Annotated in this window: 25 protein-coding genes and 1 riboswitch; of the genes, 4 read left to right on the top strand and 21 right to left on the bottom strand. The window is 44.0% G+C overall.

Annotated elements, in window-relative coordinates:
- Window positions 1-24 precede the first annotated feature (24 nt).
- The 19 genes from CHH58_RS11855 to CHH58_RS11765 form a co-directional block, all read right to left on the bottom strand.
- Window positions 25-1,416 carry a bifunctional metallophosphatase/5'-nucleotidase gene (locus CHH58_RS11855; protein ID WP_095262556.1) on the bottom strand — a complete coding sequence of 464 codons (1,392 nt, stop codon included), beginning with the start codon at window positions 1,414-1,416 and terminating at the stop codon, window positions 25-27.
- A gap of 14 nt (window positions 1,417-1,430) precedes the next feature.
- Window positions 1,431-2,246: a sulfite exporter TauE/SafE family protein gene (locus CHH58_RS11850; protein ID WP_095262555.1), complete on the bottom strand. Its 816-nt coding sequence runs from the start codon at window positions 2,244-2,246 to the stop codon at window positions 1,431-1,433.
- Between the two features lie 77 nt (window positions 2,247-2,323).
- Window positions 2,324-3,112, bottom strand: a complete 789-nt coding sequence (locus CHH58_RS11845) for an SDR family NAD(P)-dependent oxidoreductase (protein WP_095234665.1) — start codon at window positions 3,110-3,112, stop codon at window positions 2,324-2,326.
- A gap of 95 nt (window positions 3,113-3,207) precedes the next feature.
- The gene (locus CHH58_RS11840) at window positions 3,208-3,981 is read right to left on the bottom strand and encodes a DUF817 domain-containing protein (RefSeq protein ID WP_170937617.1); all 774 of its coding nucleotides are present in this window, start codon (window positions 3,979-3,981) and stop codon (window positions 3,208-3,210) included.
- A 130-nt stretch (window positions 3,982-4,111) separates the two neighbouring features.
- The gene (locus CHH58_RS11835; RefSeq protein ID WP_095229425.1) at window positions 4,112-4,324 is read right to left on the bottom strand and encodes a helix-turn-helix domain-containing protein; all 213 of its coding nucleotides are present in this window, start codon (window positions 4,322-4,324) and stop codon (window positions 4,112-4,114) included.
- Window positions 4,325-4,334: 10 nt separating this feature from the next.
- Window positions 4,335-4,814 (bottom strand): DUF2975 domain-containing protein, encoded by a 480-nt coding sequence (locus CHH58_RS11830; RefSeq protein ID WP_095229423.1) that lies wholly within the window; start codon window positions 4,812-4,814, stop codon window positions 4,335-4,337.
- A gap of 189 nt (window positions 4,815-5,003) precedes the next feature.
- Window positions 5,004-6,401 (bottom strand): Fe-S cluster assembly protein SufB, encoded by a 1,398-nt coding sequence (sufB, locus tag CHH58_RS11825; protein WP_095229421.1) that lies wholly within the window; start codon window positions 6,399-6,401, stop codon window positions 5,004-5,006.
- Window positions 6,402-6,453: 52 nt separating this feature from the next.
- The gene (gene sufU / locus CHH58_RS11820; protein WP_095262554.1) at window positions 6,454-6,888 is read right to left on the bottom strand and encodes a Fe-S cluster assembly sulfur transfer protein SufU; all 435 of its coding nucleotides are present in this window, start codon (window positions 6,886-6,888) and stop codon (window positions 6,454-6,456) included.
- The gene (locus CHH58_RS11815) at window positions 6,878-8,104 is read right to left on the bottom strand and encodes a cysteine desulfurase (protein ID WP_095262553.1); all 1,227 of its coding nucleotides are present in this window, start codon (window positions 8,102-8,104) and stop codon (window positions 6,878-6,880) included. Before CHH58_RS11815 ends, sufU begins: the two co-directional genes overlap by 11 nt.
- On the bottom strand, window positions 8,104-9,408 hold the full coding sequence (gene sufD / locus CHH58_RS11810; RefSeq protein ID WP_095262552.1) for a Fe-S cluster assembly protein SufD: 1,305 nt from the start codon (window positions 9,406-9,408) through the stop codon (window positions 8,104-8,106). The genes CHH58_RS11815 and sufD overlap by 1 nt, the downstream gene beginning before the upstream one ends.
- A 17-nt stretch (window positions 9,409-9,425) precedes the next feature.
- On the bottom strand, window positions 9,426-10,205 hold the full coding sequence (sufC, locus tag CHH58_RS11805; protein WP_095229413.1) for a Fe-S cluster assembly ATPase SufC: 780 nt from the start codon (window positions 10,203-10,205) through the stop codon (window positions 9,426-9,428).
- A gap of 232 nt (window positions 10,206-10,437) precedes the next feature.
- On the bottom strand, window positions 10,438-11,265 hold the full coding sequence (locus CHH58_RS11800; protein ID WP_249275114.1) for a MetQ/NlpA family ABC transporter substrate-binding protein: 828 nt from the start codon (window positions 11,263-11,265) through the stop codon (window positions 10,438-10,440).
- A 13-nt stretch (window positions 11,266-11,278) separates the two neighbouring features.
- Window positions 11,279-11,947, bottom strand: a complete 669-nt coding sequence (locus CHH58_RS11795) for a methionine ABC transporter permease (RefSeq protein WP_170937606.1) — start codon at window positions 11,945-11,947, stop codon at window positions 11,279-11,281.
- Window positions 11,940-12,962 (bottom strand): methionine ABC transporter ATP-binding protein, encoded by a 1,023-nt coding sequence (locus tag CHH58_RS11790; protein WP_095229411.1) that lies wholly within the window; start codon window positions 12,960-12,962, stop codon window positions 11,940-11,942. The genes CHH58_RS11795 and CHH58_RS11790 overlap by 8 nt, the downstream gene beginning before the upstream one ends.
- Window positions 12,963-13,058: 96 nt before the next feature.
- A riboswitch (SAM riboswitch) is annotated at window positions 13,059-13,160 on the bottom strand.
- A gap of 59 nt (window positions 13,161-13,219) precedes the next feature.
- On the bottom strand, window positions 13,220-13,549 hold the full coding sequence (locus tag CHH58_RS11785; RefSeq protein WP_095229409.1) for a hypothetical protein: 330 nt from the start codon (window positions 13,547-13,549) through the stop codon (window positions 13,220-13,222).
- An 88-nt stretch (window positions 13,550-13,637) separates the two neighbouring features.
- Window positions 13,638-13,877, bottom strand: coding sequence for a thioredoxin family protein (locus CHH58_RS18660; RefSeq protein WP_346426084.1), 240 nt, complete (start codon window positions 13,875-13,877; stop codon window positions 13,638-13,640).
- 78 nt (window positions 13,878-13,955) lie between these two features.
- On the bottom strand, window positions 13,956-14,306 hold the full coding sequence (locus CHH58_RS11775) for a toprim domain-containing protein (RefSeq protein WP_038564869.1): 351 nt from the start codon (window positions 14,304-14,306) through the stop codon (window positions 13,956-13,958).
- A 138-nt stretch (window positions 14,307-14,444) separates the two neighbouring features.
- The gene (gene gcvH, locus CHH58_RS11770; RefSeq protein WP_095229405.1) at window positions 14,445-14,834 is read right to left on the bottom strand and encodes a glycine cleavage system protein GcvH; all 390 of its coding nucleotides are present in this window, start codon (window positions 14,832-14,834) and stop codon (window positions 14,445-14,447) included.
- An 89-nt stretch (window positions 14,835-14,923) separates the two neighbouring features.
- A complete protein-coding gene (locus tag CHH58_RS11765; RefSeq protein WP_095262551.1) occupies window positions 14,924-15,277 on the bottom strand; it encodes an arsenate reductase family protein in 354 nt (117 codons plus the stop codon).
- 109 nt (window positions 15,278-15,386) lie between these two features.
- Here CHH58_RS11765 and CHH58_RS11760 point away from each other — a divergent pair, with 109 nt between their 5' ends.
- The 4 genes from CHH58_RS11760 (at window position 15,387) to CHH58_RS11745 (ending at window position 17,635) form a co-directional block, all read left to right on the top strand.
- Entirely contained in the window at window positions 15,387-15,623 is a 237-nt protein-coding gene (locus CHH58_RS11760) for a hypothetical protein (RefSeq protein WP_095229401.1), read from the top strand.
- Window positions 15,624-15,635: 12 nt separating this feature from the next.
- Entirely contained in the window at window positions 15,636-15,959 is a 324-nt protein-coding gene (locus CHH58_RS11755) for a spore coat protein (protein WP_095262550.1), read from the top strand.
- Window positions 15,960-16,088: 129 nt separating this feature from the next.
- Window positions 16,089-16,511: a MarR family winged helix-turn-helix transcriptional regulator gene (locus tag CHH58_RS11750; protein WP_095229399.1), complete on the top strand. Its 423-nt coding sequence runs from the start codon at window positions 16,089-16,091 to the stop codon at window positions 16,509-16,511.
- Window positions 16,512-16,564: 53 nt separating this feature from the next.
- Window positions 16,565-17,635 (top strand): YhgE/Pip domain-containing protein, encoded by a 1,071-nt coding sequence (locus CHH58_RS11745; protein WP_095262549.1) that lies wholly within the window; start codon window positions 16,565-16,567, stop codon window positions 17,633-17,635.
- Window positions 17,636-17,671: 36 nt separating this feature from the next.
- Here CHH58_RS11745 and copZ read toward each other — a convergent pair whose 3' ends face one another.
- Together copZ and CHH58_RS11735 are read right to left on the bottom strand one after the other, a co-directional pair.
- A complete protein-coding gene (gene copZ / locus CHH58_RS11740; RefSeq protein ID WP_095229395.1) occupies window positions 17,672-17,878 on the bottom strand; it encodes a copper chaperone CopZ in 207 nt (68 codons plus the stop codon).
- Between the two features lie 3 nt (window positions 17,879-17,881).
- Entirely contained in the window at window positions 17,882-20,266 is a 2,385-nt protein-coding gene (locus CHH58_RS11735) for a heavy metal translocating P-type ATPase (RefSeq protein WP_095262548.1), read from the bottom strand.
- Window positions 20,267-20,277 lie beyond the last annotated feature (11 nt).

Genomic DNA, 20,277 nt, shown 5'->3' with positions numbered 1-20,277 from the left:
TGTAGGAGAAACGGAGGTGTTTGCTCATTTTTCTATTTCCTGAAATGCTTCCAGAAGTAAATCCCGCAGCATTTCCGGCATGAAATATTTCTTGCCTTCTGCTTGCTTTATATTGGGCAGCAAGCTGCCGAAAGTGAAGGTATCCGCCATTGCGGTTGTATAAAGCTTGTTAGGATCCAGCGGCTTACCATGTATCTTCAAGTTTACAGCTACTGGTTTGGCTTCTGTTCCTGAAGTGTCGAACGTCAGTCCGCTGTATATCATCTTACCGATTACCTTTCCGCGGAAGCCAAAGCCTTTAAGAGGGAATGAAACGAAATCTGGCTGCAATGCAGCATTTACGATTTGCTCCAAGGCTTCTCCAGTTAATGAAACTGTAGCGGGATTAATCGGATGCGGACAAATTCGGTGAATATCCATATAAGAAATGGCTCCTGCCGGAAAGCTATCCAGCAGCACCCCTGCGTTTAGAAAAGCAAGATCTGCCTTCGTCCATCTGCGCAGATAATCAGTTAATAGATCCATTGCACGAGAATCCTCATAAGGAGCAGACGGCATCGGAGCTGGCAGAATCACTGCAGGACGATGCATTACTTTTGCTGCGTTTTCCGAATAAACAGCTACATGCTCAACTGTGCTTTCATCATCCTTTAAGTCGGCTACCGGAATGGCCCTGGCTTGCTTATCAATAATGCAGCCTTGGTCTTTGTCCCAGATGATTTCTACTTCTCCTAAATAGAAGCCTTGCTTGCCTGCTGTCGTAATCAGACATTGGTTAAGGTATTCCCCTTCATGAAGCAAGTGATGGGTATGGCCGCCAATGATCACATCGATCTCCGGAAAAGCAGCAGCTATGTCCCTGTCAGCATAAATACCGAGATGAGAGAGTAATACAACCACATCGCAAGAAGACCGAAGTGGACCAATCTCCTGCTTCAGAATTTCCATTGGGTCTTGGACATTCCAGCCAATCAGATTATAGAAATCCGGAAACGGTGCTGTCAATCCAATCATGCCGACTTTTACACCGCCAGCTGTTTCGACCACCCAGGACGATTCCATCCAGCTCGGATCCTCCTCGGACTGTGAATGAAGGTTTGCGACTGCAACACGGAATTCCGCTTCATCGTACAAATGATAAAGGTCATCATAATCAAGCGTGATTCCTTCATTATTGCCGATAGTTGCGAAATCATAGCCAGCTTCGTTCAGCAGGCTGATATTCGCCTTGCCTCGGAATGCTTCTGCAATCGGACGTGAGCGGTCGACATGATCGCCGATATCAACCAGCCAGCACGTCTCACCTGCATCCTTCTGCTTTTGTTTATTTTCCTTTAGATAGCCGACAATCTTCGGCCAGTTCTCAAAATAGCTATGCAAATCATTTGTGTAGTTGATAGTCAGCTTTTCCTGCATCCTTCTCTACTCCTTTATGACGACAAACCGTCCCAAATCAAACGGACAGCAACCAATACGAGCATGATACGCAATATCCAAACGACAGTATTTCCCTTCAGCATCTGGTTAATTCTCGCACCGAGGAACCCACCAATAATCGCACCTGGAATAAAGGCCCATACTACATTCCATTCCACATGTCCAAGGGAAATATGCATAACGGTACTAACGATACTGAGGAAAAATACCATAAGCATACTTGTGGCAACAGCAATATGTGCTGGAAATCCGAATAAGAGAATCATGGCAGGCACTATAAAGCTGCCTCCGCCAATTCCGAACATACCAGAAAGCAGTCCGACGAACAAGGATAGCACAAATGCTGCCATGAATCGGAAGCTATATGTATACGTGGTTCCGTTAATCTCTTTTGTAACGATGATGCCTTTTGGGTTAATCACTTCACGTTCCTTACGTTTTACGAAGAACATAAAGAAAACAAGCAGCACAAGTATGCCAAAGTATAACGAAAAACCATCACCCGAGATAAAACGATTCAGGAATGAACCAAGAATAGCTCCTGGCATCCCTCCTGCCAAGAAAATGAGTCCGCTCTTGTAATCAACTCGTCCGCTTTTCATATATGTCAGCGTAGAAGACAGGCCAGTAAAGATCATAAAGATGACAGACACACCAACGATAGCTTGTGGTGTAGCCCAGCTGAATTCATCCCAGAAGTTGCTCAAGATCAGCAGCGATGGTACAAGGATAATTCCTCCTCCCAAACCTACCAAACTGCCAAGTGTGGCTGCAAGAAGTCCTATTAGTAAACTTACGGCAAATACCATGTGTATCCCTTCCATCTTTTCAACTGTAATAAAAAAAAGTATGACTGCATACCGCAGTCATACCATTATAACAGAATTTATTTATATTTGACCGACCCGCCATTCACCGGGAATTCTGCTCCAGTCACATACGTCGCTTTGTCAGAAGCTAGAAAGACGATCACATTGGCAATCTCATCAGGTTTCCCAATCTCCCCGCGCGGAATCTGGCGGACTTCCTTCGCGAAGTAGCTGACAGCTTCCTCGCCTTCTTTATCGAACATATTGCTTAGCATATCGACCATGCCGCCCGGCTTATTCCACATCGTTGTACGAGTCGGACCAGGGGACACAACATTCACACGAATATCTCCGCCAAACTCATCAGACAAAGCTTGTGTCAGATTCAAAATAGCTGCTTTACTGCCGCTGTAATCGATCGCAAACGAATCAGGCACATGCCCGCTCTCAGATGCCACATTAACGATGCTCGCTCCTGGTTGTTTCTTCAGCTCTGGAATGGCCGCTTTCGTTAATGCTACAACCGCAAATAAATTTGTCTCGAAAGTCTCTCTCCATATATCCAATGTTACATCCATGAAACTATCTTTATAGGTGGCAATCCCCGCAACATTCGCTAGGATATCAAGCTTTCCGAAATGAGAAACAGCCGCTTCAACCACTTTGTCAGCAACACCCTCATCTGTCAGATCCAGCTCCAATGGCAGAAAGGAGGAACGATCTGAGATATCCTTCACATCATCCAATGTTAAGCTGACACCGACAACCTTTACTCCCTCATTCAAAAATGCTTTCACTGTCTCCAATCCGATACCATCATTGGCACCAGTCACGATTGCTACTTTGCCTTCTATATTATAACTCATGGACTTCATCTCCTTCGTTTGTTCACATAAAGGAAATGTTCCCAGTCGATGTTACAGTCAAACCTTATACGCTCGCTTTACTAACTATATAAAGGCTATCCCTTTTGTAAGGTCTTTCCCTTAAACTGCTTCAGCGTCGCCACAATAAGAAAGCTAACTATTACTAATAATAGCCATGAACTCACCTTACCTAAATGGACAAGATTCCATGCTTCTGTTTGGTTTGGATATTCCCAAGCTCCGAAAAATGTAGCAATATTCTCTGCTACCCAGATAAAAAAGCCGATCAGTACAAAAGATAACGCCAGCGGCATCCGATAACGAATCCCTCCAACCTCATAGGTAACCCATGCTCGCCAAAAGACGATAAGTACCAGTCCCGATAAGACCCACCGAATATCAATCCAGAAATGATGCAGAAAGAAATTCAAGTAAATAGCAGCTGCAAGAGGAACAACAACGAGATACGGAGGCCACTTCACTAGATCAACTTTTAGCCTTCTCCAAGCCTGGCAAAGATAACTCGCAACACTTGCGTACATGAATCCACTATACAAAGGAACGCCGAAGATTTTTGAGTAGCCTTCTTCGGGATAAGTCCAGGAACCCATATGTACCTTGAATAACTCAAGCGCAAGACCAATAATGTGGAATACTGTAATTACTTTTAGTTCATCCCGTGTTTCTAGTCCGGTACGCAGCATCAGCACTTGCATCAAAAGACAGATGACCAGCAGCCAATCATAACGTGTCAGAAGAGGAAGTGGAATGATTTGAGTCAGAGCCAAAGAAGCAAAGATCACGACCGGAAACAAACATGATAATGCCTGATTCCAGCCAAAACGAACGAGCTGCGTTAATGCTCCCAGCATTCTCGAAGCTAATGTTCTCTTTTGGAATGCCGGTAATTCCTGTCCTGCATAGTAAGTAAGATTCCGATTTCTGTACATAGCTTCATCCCTCATTACTTTCTTCTGCTTCTCCATCATTCATACTTAGTTATTCGTCATCACTTCGGTATTCCAGAATATCTCCAGGCTGACAATCTAAAGCCTTACAAATAGCATCTAATGTTGATACTCGAATCGCCTTTGCTTTTCCGTTTTTTAAAATAGATAGATTGGCCATCGTGATCCCAACCTTCTCGGACAGTTCGGTTACACTCATTTTTCTTTTTGCCAGCATTACATCTATATTTATAATTATCGCCATATTTTTCACCTCAGACTGTTAAGTCATTTTCTGATTTAATATCAATGGCATTTTTCAGCAGCTTTTGCAGCACAGCAGCAAAGATAGCTACTACTAACGGTGCGAAAATAAGTGCCATTCCTACTAAAATAAGTCCTGGAGCATCGTCTCTCTCGGCAACGACATAAATTAGCGGCAGAAGTATTACGTAAACAATACTGATAGTTATAGCGCAGTGTTTAATATTTTTTAATGCCTTAACAGACAAATCGGAAAAAGCCACATTTTTGTCAATATAACTAAGCAGGCGGAAAGACTGATATAGAGCTAGAAAATATGCCAATGCCGTTACATACAATCCAACCAAAGCAGGATATTTTAAAAACTCTACTTCCGGATAATAATCTGCCGAACCAAAAGCTATATTTGGAATTGCAAAAATACATAATGCAAGAACCGGCAATGCCATTAGAAAGACAGCTAGCTTTAAAAAGAGTGTTTCACGTTTCATAAAGAGCACCTCACTTATTTTCTTAATTACGATTTTAATATATCATTTATCGTTTTACAATAAATAATTATTAAAAAACAAATAATATATATTGATTAATATACAAGGAGGATTCTCTTGTCTTCTCAAAATCAATTTAAACAACAAAAAAAAGACGAACTCTAAGAGTTCGTCTTTTTCACAAAGATATTAACCGATAGAGCCTTCCATCTCGAATTTAATCAGACGGTTCATTTCCACGGCATATTCCATTGGAAGTTCTTTGGTGAATGGCTCGATGAAGCCCATTACGATCATTTCTGTTGCTTCTTCTTGAGAGATACCACGGCTCATCAAGTAGAACAATTGCTCTTCGGATACTTTGGAAACTTTCGCTTCGTGTTCTAAAGAGATGTTCTCATTGAAGATCTCGTTGTAAGGAATCGTATCGGAAGTGGATTTATTATCCAGGATCAGCGTATCACACTCGATGTTAGAGCGAGCGCCGTCTGCTTTCTTACCGAAGTGAACGATTCCGCGATATGTTACTTTACCACCTTGTTTAGAGATGGATTTAGAAACGATCGTAGAAGAAGTGTTTGGTGCCAAATGATGCATTTTCGCACCAGCATCCTGATGCTGCCCTTTACCTGCAAGTGCGATGGACAATGTCATACCGCGAGCGCCTTCACCTTTTAGGATGATTGCAGGGTATTTCATTGTAAGTTTGGAACCGATGTTGCCATCAACCCATTCCATCGTACCATTTGCATCAACAGTCGCACGTTTTGTAACTAAGTTATATACGTTGTTCGCCCAGTTCTGGATTGTTGTATAACGGCAGTAAGCATTTTTTGCTACATAGATCTCAACAACCGCACTATGCAAGGAGTTCGTTGTATACACTGGAGCAGTACATCCCTCAACATAGTGTATAGATGCATCTTCATCAACGATAATAAGCGTACGCTCGAATTGACCCATATTCTCAGAGTTGATCCGGAAGTATGCTTGCAATGGAATGTCTGTCTTTACGCCCTTCGGTACATAGATGAAGGAACCTCCGGACCATACTGCTGAGTTTAAAGCTGAGAATTTGTTATCGGAAGGCGGGATAAGCTTACCGAAATATTCTCGGAACAAATCTTCATTTTCTTTAAGCGCAGTATCTGTATCCTTAAAGATGATACCCATATCCGCTAAGTCTTCCTTCAGGTTATGGTAGACAACTTCGGATTCGTACTGTGCGGAAACACCAGCAAGGTATTTCTGTTCAGCTTCCGGAATACCAAGTTTATCAAATGTGTTCTTGATTTCTTCCGGTACCTCGTCCCAAGAACGCTCGGAACGCTCAGACGGTTTCACGTAATATGTGATTTCATCGAAGTCAAGCTCAGCAAGATCTCCGCCCCACTGCGGCATTGGCTTCTTATAGAACTGCTCCAAGGATTTAAGACGGAAGTCCAGCATCCATTGTGGTTCTTCTTTCATCTTAGAGATTTCTTCAACGATTCTAGGTGTAAGGCCTTTTTCCGTACGGAAAATGGAAACATCACGATCACTGAAGCCATACTGGTAATCTCCAATTTCAGGCGCTTTTTTAGCCATAGTAAAACCTCCTTATAGGATTACATTTATTTCACACGACAGTGTTCCAGTCTTAGTTCTTTTCGACGCCTTGCTCCATCGCCTTCCAGGCGAGTGTCGCACATTTGATACGTGCCGGGAATTTCGCAACTCCCTGCAATGCTTCCACATCACCCATCTCCAGGCTACCAGGATCGATTTCCTTCCCTAGCATCATATCGGAGAACAGCTGTGACATACGAAGTGCATCTTCGACGGATTTGCCTTTGATGGCTTGTGTCATCATAGAGGCAGAAGACATACTGATAGAGCAGCCCTCACCTTCGAATTTTGCATCCTTCACCTTGCCATCCTCCACCTGGATCTGCAGCTGGATACGGTCTCCACACGTCGGATTATTCATGTCGACCACAAGTGCGTCCTCTTCCAGCTTACCACGATTCCTTGGATGTTTATAGTGATCCATGATCACTTGACGGTAGAGTGTATCAAGGTCATTAAAAGACATTTCCGAAAAACTCCTTCGTTTTTGCCAGTCCGCTGACAAGTTTGTCGATATCGTCTTCGGTATTGTAAACGTACATACTTGCACGGGCAGTGGCTGTGACGTCAAGCCAGCGCATAAGCGGCTGCGCACAATGATGTCCGGCACGGACAGCGATACCTTCTGTATCGAGTGCAGTCGCTGTATCATGCGGGTGAACACCATCAATATTGAAAGTGACCACTGCAGAGCGCTTATCTTTCGAAGGACCATAAATGGTCAGTCCCTCGATTTCGCTCATCCGTTCCATTGCATATGCAGTCAGCTTTTGATCATGCGCTTCAATTTTATCCATACCGATTTCAGTTAGGAAGTCAATCGCAGCGCCAAGTCCGATTGCTCCTGCAATGATTGGAGTACCTCCCTCAAACTTCCAAGGAAGCTCCTTCCATGTTGAATCATACAGATGTACGAAATCGATCATTTCCCCACCGAACTCGACCGGCTCCATATTTTCAAGCAGTTCTTGCTTTCCATAAAGAACCCCGATTCCAGTCGGTCCGCACATCTTATGACCGCTGAAGCAATAGAAATCACAATCAATGTCCTGCACATCCACTTTCACATGCGGAGCGCCTTGCGCACCATCAACGAGAACGACAGCATTCTGCCGATGAGCAAGCTCGACGATTTCTTTTATAGGATTAATAGTTCCAAGTACATTGGAGATATGAGTCAAAGCGACGATCTTCGTTTGCGGACCAATCGATTTCTTCACATCTTCCATGTTCAAGGTTCCATCTTCGTTTAGTTCAAAATATTTAAGTGTTGCTCCAGTCGCTTTGACCGCCTGCTGCCACGGGATGATATTACTGTGGTGCTCCATCGGTGTAATGATCACTTCATCACCAGGTTCCAAGTTTGCACGGGCGTAACTGTGAGCAACCGTATTGATTGCTGTCGTTGTACCGCGTGTGAAAATTACTTCCTTGGTGCTTCTGGCATTAATGAATCGCTGCACCTTTTCTCTGGCACCTTCATATTTATCCGTAGCCCGGGTTCCTAGCGTATGAACACCTCGGTGTACATTGCTGTTGTCGTTCCGGTAATAGGCATCCACAGCTTCCAACACCTTTATTGGCTTATGGGAAGTTGCGGAGGAATCCAAGTAGACCAGCGGATGTCCGTTGACTTCCTGATGCAGGATCGGGAACTGTTCACGGATAGAGCGGGCATCCATTAGTTTACTTTCCCTTCAATTACCTGAGTTAGCTGATTTTTAACAGTTTCAATCGGCAGCTGATTAACAACAGGTGCAAGGAATCCATGGATGATTAGACGTTCAGCTTCATGCTTCGTGATTCCGCGGCTCATTAAGTAATAAAGCTGAAGCGGATCGACACGGCCTACAGAAGCAGCGTGTCCAGCAACTACATCATCTTCATCAATTAAAAGAATCGGGTTAGCGTCACCACGTGCACCTTGGCTAAGCATTAAGACGCGTGTTTCTTGAGTGGCATCAGATTTGCTGGCGCCATGTTCGATTTTACCAATACCGTTGAATACAGAGCTTGCCTGGTCTTTCATAACACCATGAGACAAGATGCTTCCAACAGAATTCTTACCGAAGTGAACGATATTCGTTGTGAAGTTCTGGATTTGTTTCCCTCGTCCAACAACTACACTTTTCGCTTCGGAACCGGAGTTATCACCAATCAAGTGTGTGATATGCTCACTGATTGTGTTACCATCGTTCATTTGACCGATCGCCCAATCGATGCGAGCATCACGGTAAGCTACACCGCGGCGTTTTGCATAGACAGTCGTACCTGCAGCATAGTTATCAACCGCACCATAAGAAACGTTAGCATTGTCCGCTGCAATAACTTCAGTTACAGCATTTGCGAATGTTGCTTGGTCTGCGTTATGGGAAATGCTGTTTTCAACATATGTTACAGCACTGTTCGCTTCGGCCACAATCAAAATATGATTAAAGGAAGCGACTTTATCATCTTCCTGCCAGAAGATAGTTTGAAGTGGCTCGTCCACTACAACATTTTTCGGAACATAGACGAACACACCGCCGTTCATCAATGCTGTATGCAGAGCAGTCAAACGATCTTCATCAATGTTTACAGCATCCTTCATGTAGAATCTCTTCAACAAGTCACCATGCTGCTGCAGGGCAGTGAAGATATCCGTGAAGATAACTCCTTGCTCGCTCCATTTTTCGTTTAGGGCAAGGTAAGTTGCACTATTGTTGCGCTGAATGTAAAGGTTTGGAGCATTATCCGCATCGATAAGTGCCGCCACACTTGCTGGCAAGCTTTCCAATGAGCTGATTTTCTCCCCTTCTACTTCATGCACGTACGTATCAAAATCCCAGTTCTTAATCCCAGTCTTATCGGGTTTTGGCATGTCCAAAGATTCCGATTGAGAAAGAGCTTGCTGGCGAAGTTCCTTCATCCATTCAGGCTCATTGCGAGAACTGGAAAAACGGCTGATATATTCATCATTATATTGTTGCTTCGTTTCAACAGTCATAAGATCCCTCCTCCAGTTTACGCATTAATTGTTTCGTCTTGGATGTTCAGCTCTTGTTTGATCCAATCGTAGCCTTCTGCTTCCAGACGCTTAGAAAGCTCAGATCCGCCGGATTTAACAACACGGCCCTGCATCATAACGTGTACGAAGTCAGGCTCGATGTAGTTTAGTAAACGCTGGTAGTGGGTAATGATTAGGCAACCGAAGTTTTCGTCGCGCAGTTTGTTGATACCTTTTGCAACAACTTTCAGTGCATCGATATCAAGACCGGAGTCAATCTCGTCAAGGATACCGATTTCAGCTTTCATCATTAGAAGCTGAAGGATTTCATTACGCTTTTTCTCCCCGCCGGAGAAACCTTCGTTCAAGTAACGCTGTGCCATGTTCTTATCCATTTCAAGGAAGTCCATAGCTTCGTCCATCTCTTTGATAAATTTCATCAATGGAATCTCGTCGCCTTCTTCGCGTCGAGCGTTAATGGAAGAGCGAAGGAAGTCAGAATTTGTAACACCGCTAATTTCACTTGGATACTGCATTGCAAGGAACAGACCAGCACGAGCACGCTCGTCCACTTCCATTTCCAAAACATCTTCTCCGTCCAAAGTGATGCTTCCGCTTGTCACTTCGTATTTAGGATGTCCCATGATTGCGGATGCCAACGTAGATTTACCAGTACCGTTCGGTCCCATAACTGCGTGGAATTCCCCGCTCTTTATCGTAAGGTTTACACCTTTTAGAATTTCCTTATCTTCAATCGAAACATGTAGGTCTTTAATTTCTAAAACTGAACCTGCCATTTATAAACCCTCCGATAGCTTCTATTTTATAAGTTTCGATAATACGTTATTTAAACACATTATCAATTTATTCTCATTACAATCTTAAAGCATTATTCGACCATTATCAACTTTTTTACTGGATAAAAACACAGTTTTAACATGATCTTTTCCTATTGTATCACACATCCAATTCAAGCCAAAAATAAAGCCTCTGCTGAGAATTCCAGCAAAGGCATGAGAATACTATTTCTTATTTATCGACAGGAAGAATTGCTCCGTCATAATTGTCTTCAATAAACTGTTTGATCTCGTCTGAATGAAGGACATCCATCAATTTCTTCAATGCTTCATTGTCTTTGTCTTCGGCACGTGCTGCTACGATATTACCATAAGGAGAATCAGTACCCTCAAGGATCAATGCATCTTCTGAAGGCGTAAGACCTGCTTGCAATGCGTAGTTCGTGTTGATGACAACAAGCGCATCACCTTCTGATTCATACGTATCTGGTAGGAAAGCTGGGTCAATATCCATACTGAATTTGAGGTTTTTCGGATTGTCGCCAATATCATCCAAAGTAGCATCTACAGGCTCAACACCATCTTTGATTGTGATAAGTCCTGCTTCTTGGAAGATGGATAGGATACGTCCTTGCTCGGAAACATTACGACCCATGATTACTTCTGTACCATCTTTAATATCATCGACTTTCTTGATATTTTTAGAGTATACACCCATTGGCTCCAAGTGAACTGCTCCAAGACTGATTAAGTCATAGCCAGTATCAGCGTTTGAAGTTTCTAGGTAAGGAATATGCTGGAAGTAGTTCGCATCCAAGTCGCCGCTTGATAAGTCATCATTTGGAAGTACATAATCCTGATACTCTTCAATCTCAAGATTAACGCCTTCTTTTTCAAGGATAGGCTGTGCTTCTTTAAGAATTTCAGCGTGCGGTGTGCTGGAAGCACCTACTTTGATTGTTGTTGTTTCTTCATCGCCTGAGCCGCTGTCAGATGAACCACAGGCTGCCAGGAAGATCATGAATGCTGCCGATAAAATAACTAATAATGCCTTTTTCAAATGAATCTCTCCTTTATCGTTTATCTAATTTATTTGAAATCAAGTCTCCAATAAATTGGAAGACAAATACCACAATAACGATTAGTAGCGTACAGATGAATACAACATCAAACTGACGTCGCTGGAAGCCGTAGAAGTAAGCAAAGTCACCTAATCCGCCTGCTCCGATTACGCCTGCCACTGCTGTAGAGCCGATAAGAGCAATTGCCGTTACCGTAAGACCAGAAACAAGTGCTGGCATGGATTCTTTCAGAAGCACTTTAAACATGATTGTACTGTTCTTCGCACCCATTGCCTTCGCAGCTTCCACTACCCCATTGTCCACTTCTTTCAATGCGATTTCGACTAATCGTGCATAGAATGGTGCAGATCCGATGATAAGTGCAGGCAATGCTGCCTCTGGACCGCGGATCGTACCCACGATGAAATCGGTAAATGGGAATAGAAGCAGTATAAGGATGATGAACGGAATAGCCCGGAATATGTTGACGACCGCTGCTACGATTCCGTAGACAAATTTATTTTCCCAAAGCTTGCCTCTGCTAGTCAGATAAAGTAAAAGACCAAGGATGATACCGATGATGAATGTACCGATCAGGGAAAGGATCGTCATATAGAATGTCTCATAGATGGCTGTGTTCAAATCTGCAATATCTACATTCGGGAACCACTTCTCAAACAAGTTCCTGCACCTCCGCTTTTACATTTGCTCCGCGGATGAAGTCCAGTGCCTTCTCCACTTCCGATTCACTGCCCACCAGCTGTAGGAAAAGATTGCCGACTGCTCCGGTTTGCGTCTGCAATACATTTCCCTGCAGGATGTTGATATCCACATCGAATTGTTTCGCAGTCTGGCTGACGATTGTCTGGTTGACGTTTTCCCCGGAGAAGGAAAGCTTTACGATTGTGCCAGTTCCTTCTTTGACTACTGTTGCGGATAAGGAAGCATACTGTTCACTTCCATCCAATTGCCGCACGAAACGCTTCGTAATATCCTGCTGCGGATTCTGGAATACATGCGTTGCATTTCCTTGTTCCACAACTTTACCGGTATCCATAACAGCAACACGGTGGCAGATTTTACGGATTACATTCATCTCATGTGTAATCAATACGATAGTCAAACCGAGACGTTTATTGATGTCCACAAGCAAATCAAGGATAGAGTCTGTAGTTTCTGGATCCAGTGCGGATGTTGCTTCATCACATAGAAGCACTTTCGGATCGTTAGCCAACGCCCTTGCAATGCCGACTCGCTGCTTCTGTCCGCCGCTCAGTTGAGATGGGTAGGCGTTTTCGCGCCCTTGCAATCCTACTAGCTCAATCAGACGGTCGACTTTTGCTTTTCTTTCTTTTTTCGGCACACCTGCGATTTCCAATGGAAATGCAATGTTTTGGTGTACAGTACGAGACCATAGCAGATTGAAATGCTGGAAGATCATCCCGATTTCTTGTCTGGCAAGGCGAAGTTCGTTTTTACGCTGTTTGACGATATCCTTGCCATTGATTATTATTTCACCAGCTGTCGGTTCTTCGAGACGGTTCAGCAGGCGAACGAAAGTACTTTTCCCAGCACCGCTGTAACCGATCACGCCGAAAATCTCACCTGACTCAATAGTCAGATTAAGTTCATCGACCGCTGTAATATTCTGTTTTTTTGTGCGATATATCTTGGAGAGGTTTTTGATGGTAATCAATATCCGCTCCTCCTTCCTCGTGTTGCTAGATAAGCATAAAAAAAAGCGCCTTCTTGTCCTGAGAACAAAAAGACGCAGCTGCGTTCGATAATTGTTCTCTCATCTGTACAGGTTTCCCTGCAGGAATTGGCACCATACAGGATAACCTGTGGTTGCCGGGCTTCATCGGGCCAGTCCCTCCGCCACTCTTGATAAGAGTTTGGTATATGATTGATAAAAGGAGTTTAGCATCTAGTCAATATTCTTGTCAACATATTTCACAGACTTCCTTGACCTCCCAGAAATAGAAGTGCCTCTACAAGCAGAATATGCTGATAATCGCCGTCCACTACTTGCTTGTTACGGATACTGCGAAGCTGTACCTCACCGGAAAGAAGCTCCTGCAGTGTCTGTTCATCCGTACGTATATGTAAAATACCATAAGGCTTGGAAGCTGGTGTCGTAAGGCTGCTTCTGTCTATATGCAAATCAAAATGTGCATCTTCCCATTCAATGAAGACCTTCAGCCGCTTGTCATTACATAAAGGCAGCAGATCCTCCCTTACCTCGATCTGATGCTTGAGCTTTGTCAGTTTTTCGATGATCATCTGCCATTCCCTCCCCCTACATTGTATTTGGCTCTTCTTGTTCTGATTTCCTGCAAGAAAAAACAGCTTTCCAGATTGGAAAGCTGTTTTATTCGCTCAGCGTCTTCGCCAGCATATGCTGAACGGAATGAAACGCATATATTTTTTCCTGAACTTCCCCTTGTTTGAAAGTAATAAGACAAGGCACACTTTCAATCTGATTTTCCTGCATAAAATCAGGGAAAAGAGAGGCGTTCAGTTTATGGTAATATTCCTGGCCTGTCATGGCCTCCACTGCAAGGAGCATTTTTTCTGCAAGCTGGCATGTACCGCAAAAAGGCGTGTGCACAAATATTCTTGCTTGCTCCTGGTGTGTGACTGTTTGGACTTCTGTTTTGATAACGTTGATAATTCATCCCTTCTTTCTTCAGACGAGGAAGAATGGATGCACCATGATACTTCTGCTAAGCAGGGCTGTGGCCAATTCAGGGGCCGGGGTCGCCGCTACCTCTCGATAGGTTCTGTCTACGTAAATATGCTGGGCATGCGGCAGCTCTCGGGCTAACTGTTTTCGCAGCTTATGACCAGCGCTATCCTCATCCACCATAATATATACTTGCTTGTGATCCAAGTCATAGTCATACAACAGCTGTTCCAGCCGCTCGATGCCCAATGTACCATTGGTGCAGATGATCGTCACTTCCTCATCGATGATCTTCCTTATCTGCTCTTTGTCCGAGCGTCCTTCTACAATAATGACCTTTTCTTCATCACCCATACTGGCATCACCTATTCTGATCGATATTTGATTGCTTCCTTGCCCGTGCCCCGATAAAGGCTTAGCAATGAACGCTTGCCATAGTATATGAAAAGAGACCGCTGCCCTTGCTAACAGATATCAACAAGGACCAAAAAATTAATCCTCTTTAATCCGTCCTTCGTAATCTTCTACTGATAGCAAGCTCTCATACAATGCTTCGTCATCTGCTTCCACTACGATCATCCATGCTTTCTCGTACGGGGATTCATTTACGAATTCAGGGCTGTCGTCTAGATCTTCGTTCACAGCTACGACTTTTCCGCTGATCGGAGCATACAGCTCGGACACTGTTTTGACAGATTCGACGCTTCCGAATGGCTCGTCTGCTTTCAGTACGTCCCCGATGGATGGAAGTTCCACGAATACGATGTCTCCGAGTTCATCCTGGGCGAAGTCGGTAATACCAATTCGGTACTGATTGCCATCTTCTTTTTTAATCCATTCATGTTCCTCAGTATAACGTAGATCTTTCGGTAAGTTGCTCATTTTTATTCCTCCACCTATTTTCTACAAGAATAGCTAACATATTTACTATAAGAGGTAATAGATAAAATTACCACTGTTTCTGCTTAATTCTAAGCAGTTACAGCTTCGTATGAATCCGGCTTGAAACCGACTGCCGCTGACTTCTCTCCAATTAAAAGCGGGCGCTTAATCAGCATACCGTTTTCGGATAGCCATGACTTGAGCTGGGCATCATCTGCCTCTTTGATTTTCTCCTTATAGCCGCCCTCTCGGTATACTTTTCCGCTCGTATTGAACAATTTGGTAAGCGGCAATCCGCTTTTATCTGCTGCATCCTGCAGGATCTCCGGACTCGGCGGGTTTTCGACGATATGTATCGCTTCATAGGATACTTCATTCGCATCCAGCCATTTCTTTGCATTTTTGCAAGTACTGCAATTCGGGTACCAATAAAATCGGAACATATAGATCTCCTTCCTTTCATACTGCTATTTTAGCATAGTCGTTTACATCTTTCGCACAGAATAATCGCCAGGATCCCGGGTACGATAGAAAGGAAAAAGGAGGGATCCCATGCCAGAAAATCAACAAAATGTTATGCTCCAGCCGCCGGAGATCATTTCTGAAAAAGACTTGCTGTACTTGAGTGATATGCTGAACTGGAACTTGAATGCAGCAAAAAAAGCACAGCATGCTGCCGGTGAAGTGCAGCTGACAGATGCCCAGGAAGCGCTGCACACTATCGGTCAGATGCATCAGCGCCATTACGATATGTTACTGGAGCATTTGAAAACAAAACCGCTCAATTAAGGAGGGAACGCTATGCCAGAGACCCAAAAGATACAAAACCCCCAGACACCCGTCCCGACAACGCAGGAAATGAATGACCGGGATCATGTAACTGATTTGCTTGCTACGGAAAAGTATATGACAGCTTCGTACAGTACGGCACTGAATGAAATGAGCAATCAATCGTTATATGAAACAGTAGCACGTATATTCAAGGAAACACAGGATTCCCAGCGTAATTTGTATAACTTAATGTTCCAACATGGATGGTACAGCTTGGAACAAGCGCCGCAGCAAAAAGTGGAACAAGCTTATCAGCAATTCAGCAAAACACGACAAGAACTTCCATATTCATGAGACAAACGGACAATCAGCTGCTGGTTGTCCTTTTTTCTTGCCCATCCAAAAAAATTATTGACGTATTGAATACAAACACGTAATATACTTGCATGTGCAACTATTTGAGCTATCTGAAAGGAGCGGACCATGAGCAGGACACAAGACGAGTTAGGACTGCTTTTATCCCGGACCTATCTATCCTTGAAACGGGAAACGTCCCGCATGCTTCAGCAGTTTGAACTGACACCAGAACAATTCTCCCTTATTGCCGAATTGGATAAGCAGGATAACATCACCCAAAAGGAGCTTGCCGATCTAACGGAAAGAGAGCAGACAACCGTTACGAAGATTGTCGATAAGCTTGTCAAAAAGGGATTGGTCACCCGCGGACATGATCCGCATGACCGGCGGGCTATCCGCTTGCAAATTACAGCAGAAGGCCGGGACCTGGTAAAAGACATCAAACCGAAGATAGAAGAAATCGAAAATCATGCTTATCTTGGTTTCCATCAGAAGGATATAGAATTGCTGCATACTCTGATTCGAAAGCTGCATCAGAATTTGCAGTGATTTTTTTCGCTAAATACATGCACGTGCAACTAATATAGATAGGAGTTTTTATTTTGCGTTTACAACCTTTACGGGAAATGCTTAAAATCCCGAATACAAAAGTGGGCATGGCTTTTGCCATTCTTGTCCCATTACTCTTTTCCATCATTTGGCTGACAGGGTATCATGATGCAACGGATCATCTGGACCGTTTGCAAGTTGCTGTTGTCAATGAAGATGGGGAACAGGCCAATGCATTGGCAGAACAAATGATGGATAATATGCCATTTGATGCGGATCTTGCTTCTTATGATGAAGCAAAAGAAAAGCTTGATCAAAATGATATTACGATGCTGATTGTCATTCCGGAGGCATTCACCGAAAACTTGGCCAAACAGAGCGACACGTCATTACAATTCTACTTGAACAGCTCCAACTCACAGGTTGCTTTATCGGCAGCTGAAAGTACAGCAAGACAAATGACTGACTCTATAGCTGGTTCCAATGTACAAGCAGAAATCATAAAAGAAAATCACATCGGCAACTTCGCAACCAGCATGGTACCGATGATTCTTGGATTCATCATTTTCATCGCTGTCATGACAATGAATATTCAGATGAACATTGTCACGCAAATACTGAGCCGTAAATTCGGCAAATGGCAGCTCTTCTGGAATAAACAGCTGCTATTACTAATTATCGGCCTTGTCGTAACAACGGTTATCGTAACAATTCATGCACTTGCAAATGATACAGCTGCTTCCTACATGCAGCTATGGGGATTCGAGCTGTTAGTAGTCTTTGCCTGCATTAGTTTCACACAGATGAGCTTCGTTATTTTCGGTAATGCCGGCGCTTTATTCAACGTTGCCATGATCCCGTTCCAATTGATGGCTGCTGGGAATATCATTCCGACAGACCTATTGTCTCCTGTATTCCGTGTAATAGGCGCTGCACTGCCAGCTTCTAATGGGGTTCAAGGCTTCAGTCAGCTAATCTATGCTGGAGAAAGTGTTTCATCAGCTACCCTACATCTAGTATTGATTTTAGTTATTACCTTCCTGATTACTTGTATTGTTTTGAAACTTAAGAGACAGCAACCCGTTCAATTCGTTAAAAAAGACGAAAATGCTGCTGCAGTATAAAAAGAAGACCTCCGCAAATTATTGCGGAGGTCTTTCTTATGCTACTACATCATAGCCTTGTTCTTCGATTGCTTCTTTCATTTCATTCTTCGTCACTAGTGCGTCATCATACACAACATCGACTTTACCGCTGGCCAAATCCACGTCTACTCCTTGGATTCCTTCTAATTCCCCTAATGCTCCTTTAACTGCTTTCTCACAATGCCCACAAGTCATACCGTTTACTTGTAATGTCATTTCCATATCTTATCTCTCCTTTAATTGTCTTTTTAATCGTAATGCGTTTGCTACTACACTGACAGAACTGAAGGCCATTGCTGCTCCTGCAAGCCATGGCGCCAGCAGTCCGATAGCTGCAACGGGTATTCCGGCACTGTTATAGGCAAGAGCCCAAAATAAGTTCTGTTTGATGTTCCGAATCGTTTTCGCACTATATCCCAATGCTTTCGGTACGAGTTTGAGGTCACCGCCCAGGATAGTCACACCTGCTGCTTCGATTGCAACATCTGTGCCGGTACCGATGGCAATTCCGATATCCGCTGCTGCCAAAGCAGGTGCATCATTGATTCCATCCCCTACCATCGCCACTGTAAAGCCTTCCTGCTGGAGTGCAGCAATTTGATCTGCTTTACCAGCGGGCAGCACTCCAGCAAATACGGTGTCAATGCCAACTTTGGCTGCTATGCTGTCAGCTGTTCGCTGATTGTCTCCTGTCAGCATAACAGTTCGAATGCCTTGCGTTTTCAATAGTTTAATTGCTTCGGCAGCATCTGGTTTGACTGCATCACTTACGGCAATGATTGTCTCGACTTTATTTTCTGTAGCGAGATACATAACAGTCTTTCCATCTTTTTCTAACATATCAGCCTGCTGCTTAAAGTCTTCAAAAAGCAACTTCCGTTCCGACATGAGCGCACTATTTCCAATCAGAATTGCAGCGCCGCCCACTACCCCTTTGATACCCCTGCCAGGTATATTCTCAAACGTTTCCACTTCCTTGCCTGGAAGACTGTGCTCCTCTCCATATTGAACAAAAGATTGCGCGAGCGGATGCTCTGATTGTTTCTCAAGCGCAATTGCTTCAGACAAGTGCTGCGTGTCGCCATAAATATCTGTCACCTGTGGTCTTCCTTGGGTGATTGTGCCAGTTTTATCGAAGACGACAGCATCTACTTTATACGCTGTCTCCAGCTGTTCGCCGCCTTTGAACAGAATACCCGCTTCCGCTGCTTTTCCGGTGCCGACCATGATGCTCGTCGGAGTTGCAAGTCCCAGCGCGCAAGGACAAGCGATTACCAGGACGGCGATAGCTGTCGTTAAGGCCGGAGCCATCTCACCTGGATTTACTAGCAAAATCCACACTGCAAAAGTGATTATGCTAATCACGATAACTGCAGGGACGAAAAACGAAGATACACGATCAGCAAAGCGCTGAATAGGTGCTTTAGAACCTTGAGCACGCTCTACTGCTCGAATGATTTCCGCAAGAACTGACTTGTCATTTGAATGCGTCACTTTCACTTGGATATTTCCATTTGCATTGACAGTAGCACCTGCTACATTATCTCCAATTGCTTTGCTGACCGGAATACTTTCTCCCGTGAGCATCGATTCGTCAACATGGGTGCTTCCTTTCACGATGATGCCATCTGCCGGAATCTTCTCTCCTGGACGTACAATAACGATATCATCCTGAACCAGCTCTGTAGCTGCAATTTTTTCTTCTTGCGCTCCACGTAATACTGTCGCTTCTTTCGCCTGTAAGCCGACTAGAGAAGTAATGGCAGTGGTTGTCCGTCCTTTTGCCACTTTCTCCATATATTTACCGAGAAGAATCAAGGTTATCAAAATGGCACTCGTCTCGAAATACAGGGCGGGCATATGTCCGCTGCCTTGAAAACGGATCACTTCATATAAGCTGTAGAAATATGCCGCACTTGTGCCGAGCGCAACTAACACATCCATATTGGCTGAACCGCTACGCAAGCTATGATATGCTCCCCGGTAAAACTGCCATCCGATTAAAAATTGAACGGGTGTTGCCAGCAATAGCTGCATCCATGGATTCATAAGAATATGCGGTACTTCATACAAACCCAAATGCCCGCCCATGGTTGCCAGAAGTGGTAAAGATAACAGAGCAGACAGCAATAGTTTCAATTGCATCATCCGGATACCTTTATCTCTGCTTTGAGCATTTTCTTCCCTGGATTTCCGCGGGCTTGCGTCGTAGCCTAATTTCCGAATACGTCCGATGAATTCATCTGTTCCTGTGAGCAGCGGATTATAGCGAATGCTAGCCGTCTCTCCAGCCAGGTTGACAACAGCTTGCTGGATGCCCTCCTGCTTGTTCAGCACCTTCTCGATTCTTGCTGAGCAAGCAGCGCAAGTCATTCCTTTTATATCAAGAGAAACTTCTTCAGGCTCCACTCCGTATCCCAGCTTTTCTATCTTACCTGTTAAATCTGTTTCATCTACTTGATTTGGATCAAAAGAGATTGCTGCCTTTTCTGTTGCCAAATTGACATTGGCCTCTACCGTATCCATCTTGTTCAGCACTTTTTCGATACGGGTGGCACATGCTGCACAAGTCATACCGGTAATGGGTACTGTTACTTGCTTCTTCTCCATATGGACCGCCT

This window comes from Terribacillus saccharophilus, assembly GCF_002272745.1.
GTDB lineage: Bacteria > Bacillota > Bacilli > Bacillales > Amphibacillaceae > Terribacillus > Terribacillus saccharophilus_B.
The sequence above is the reverse complement of the archived record's forward strand: the minus strand, read 5'-3'. Positions and strand labels throughout refer to the sequence as shown.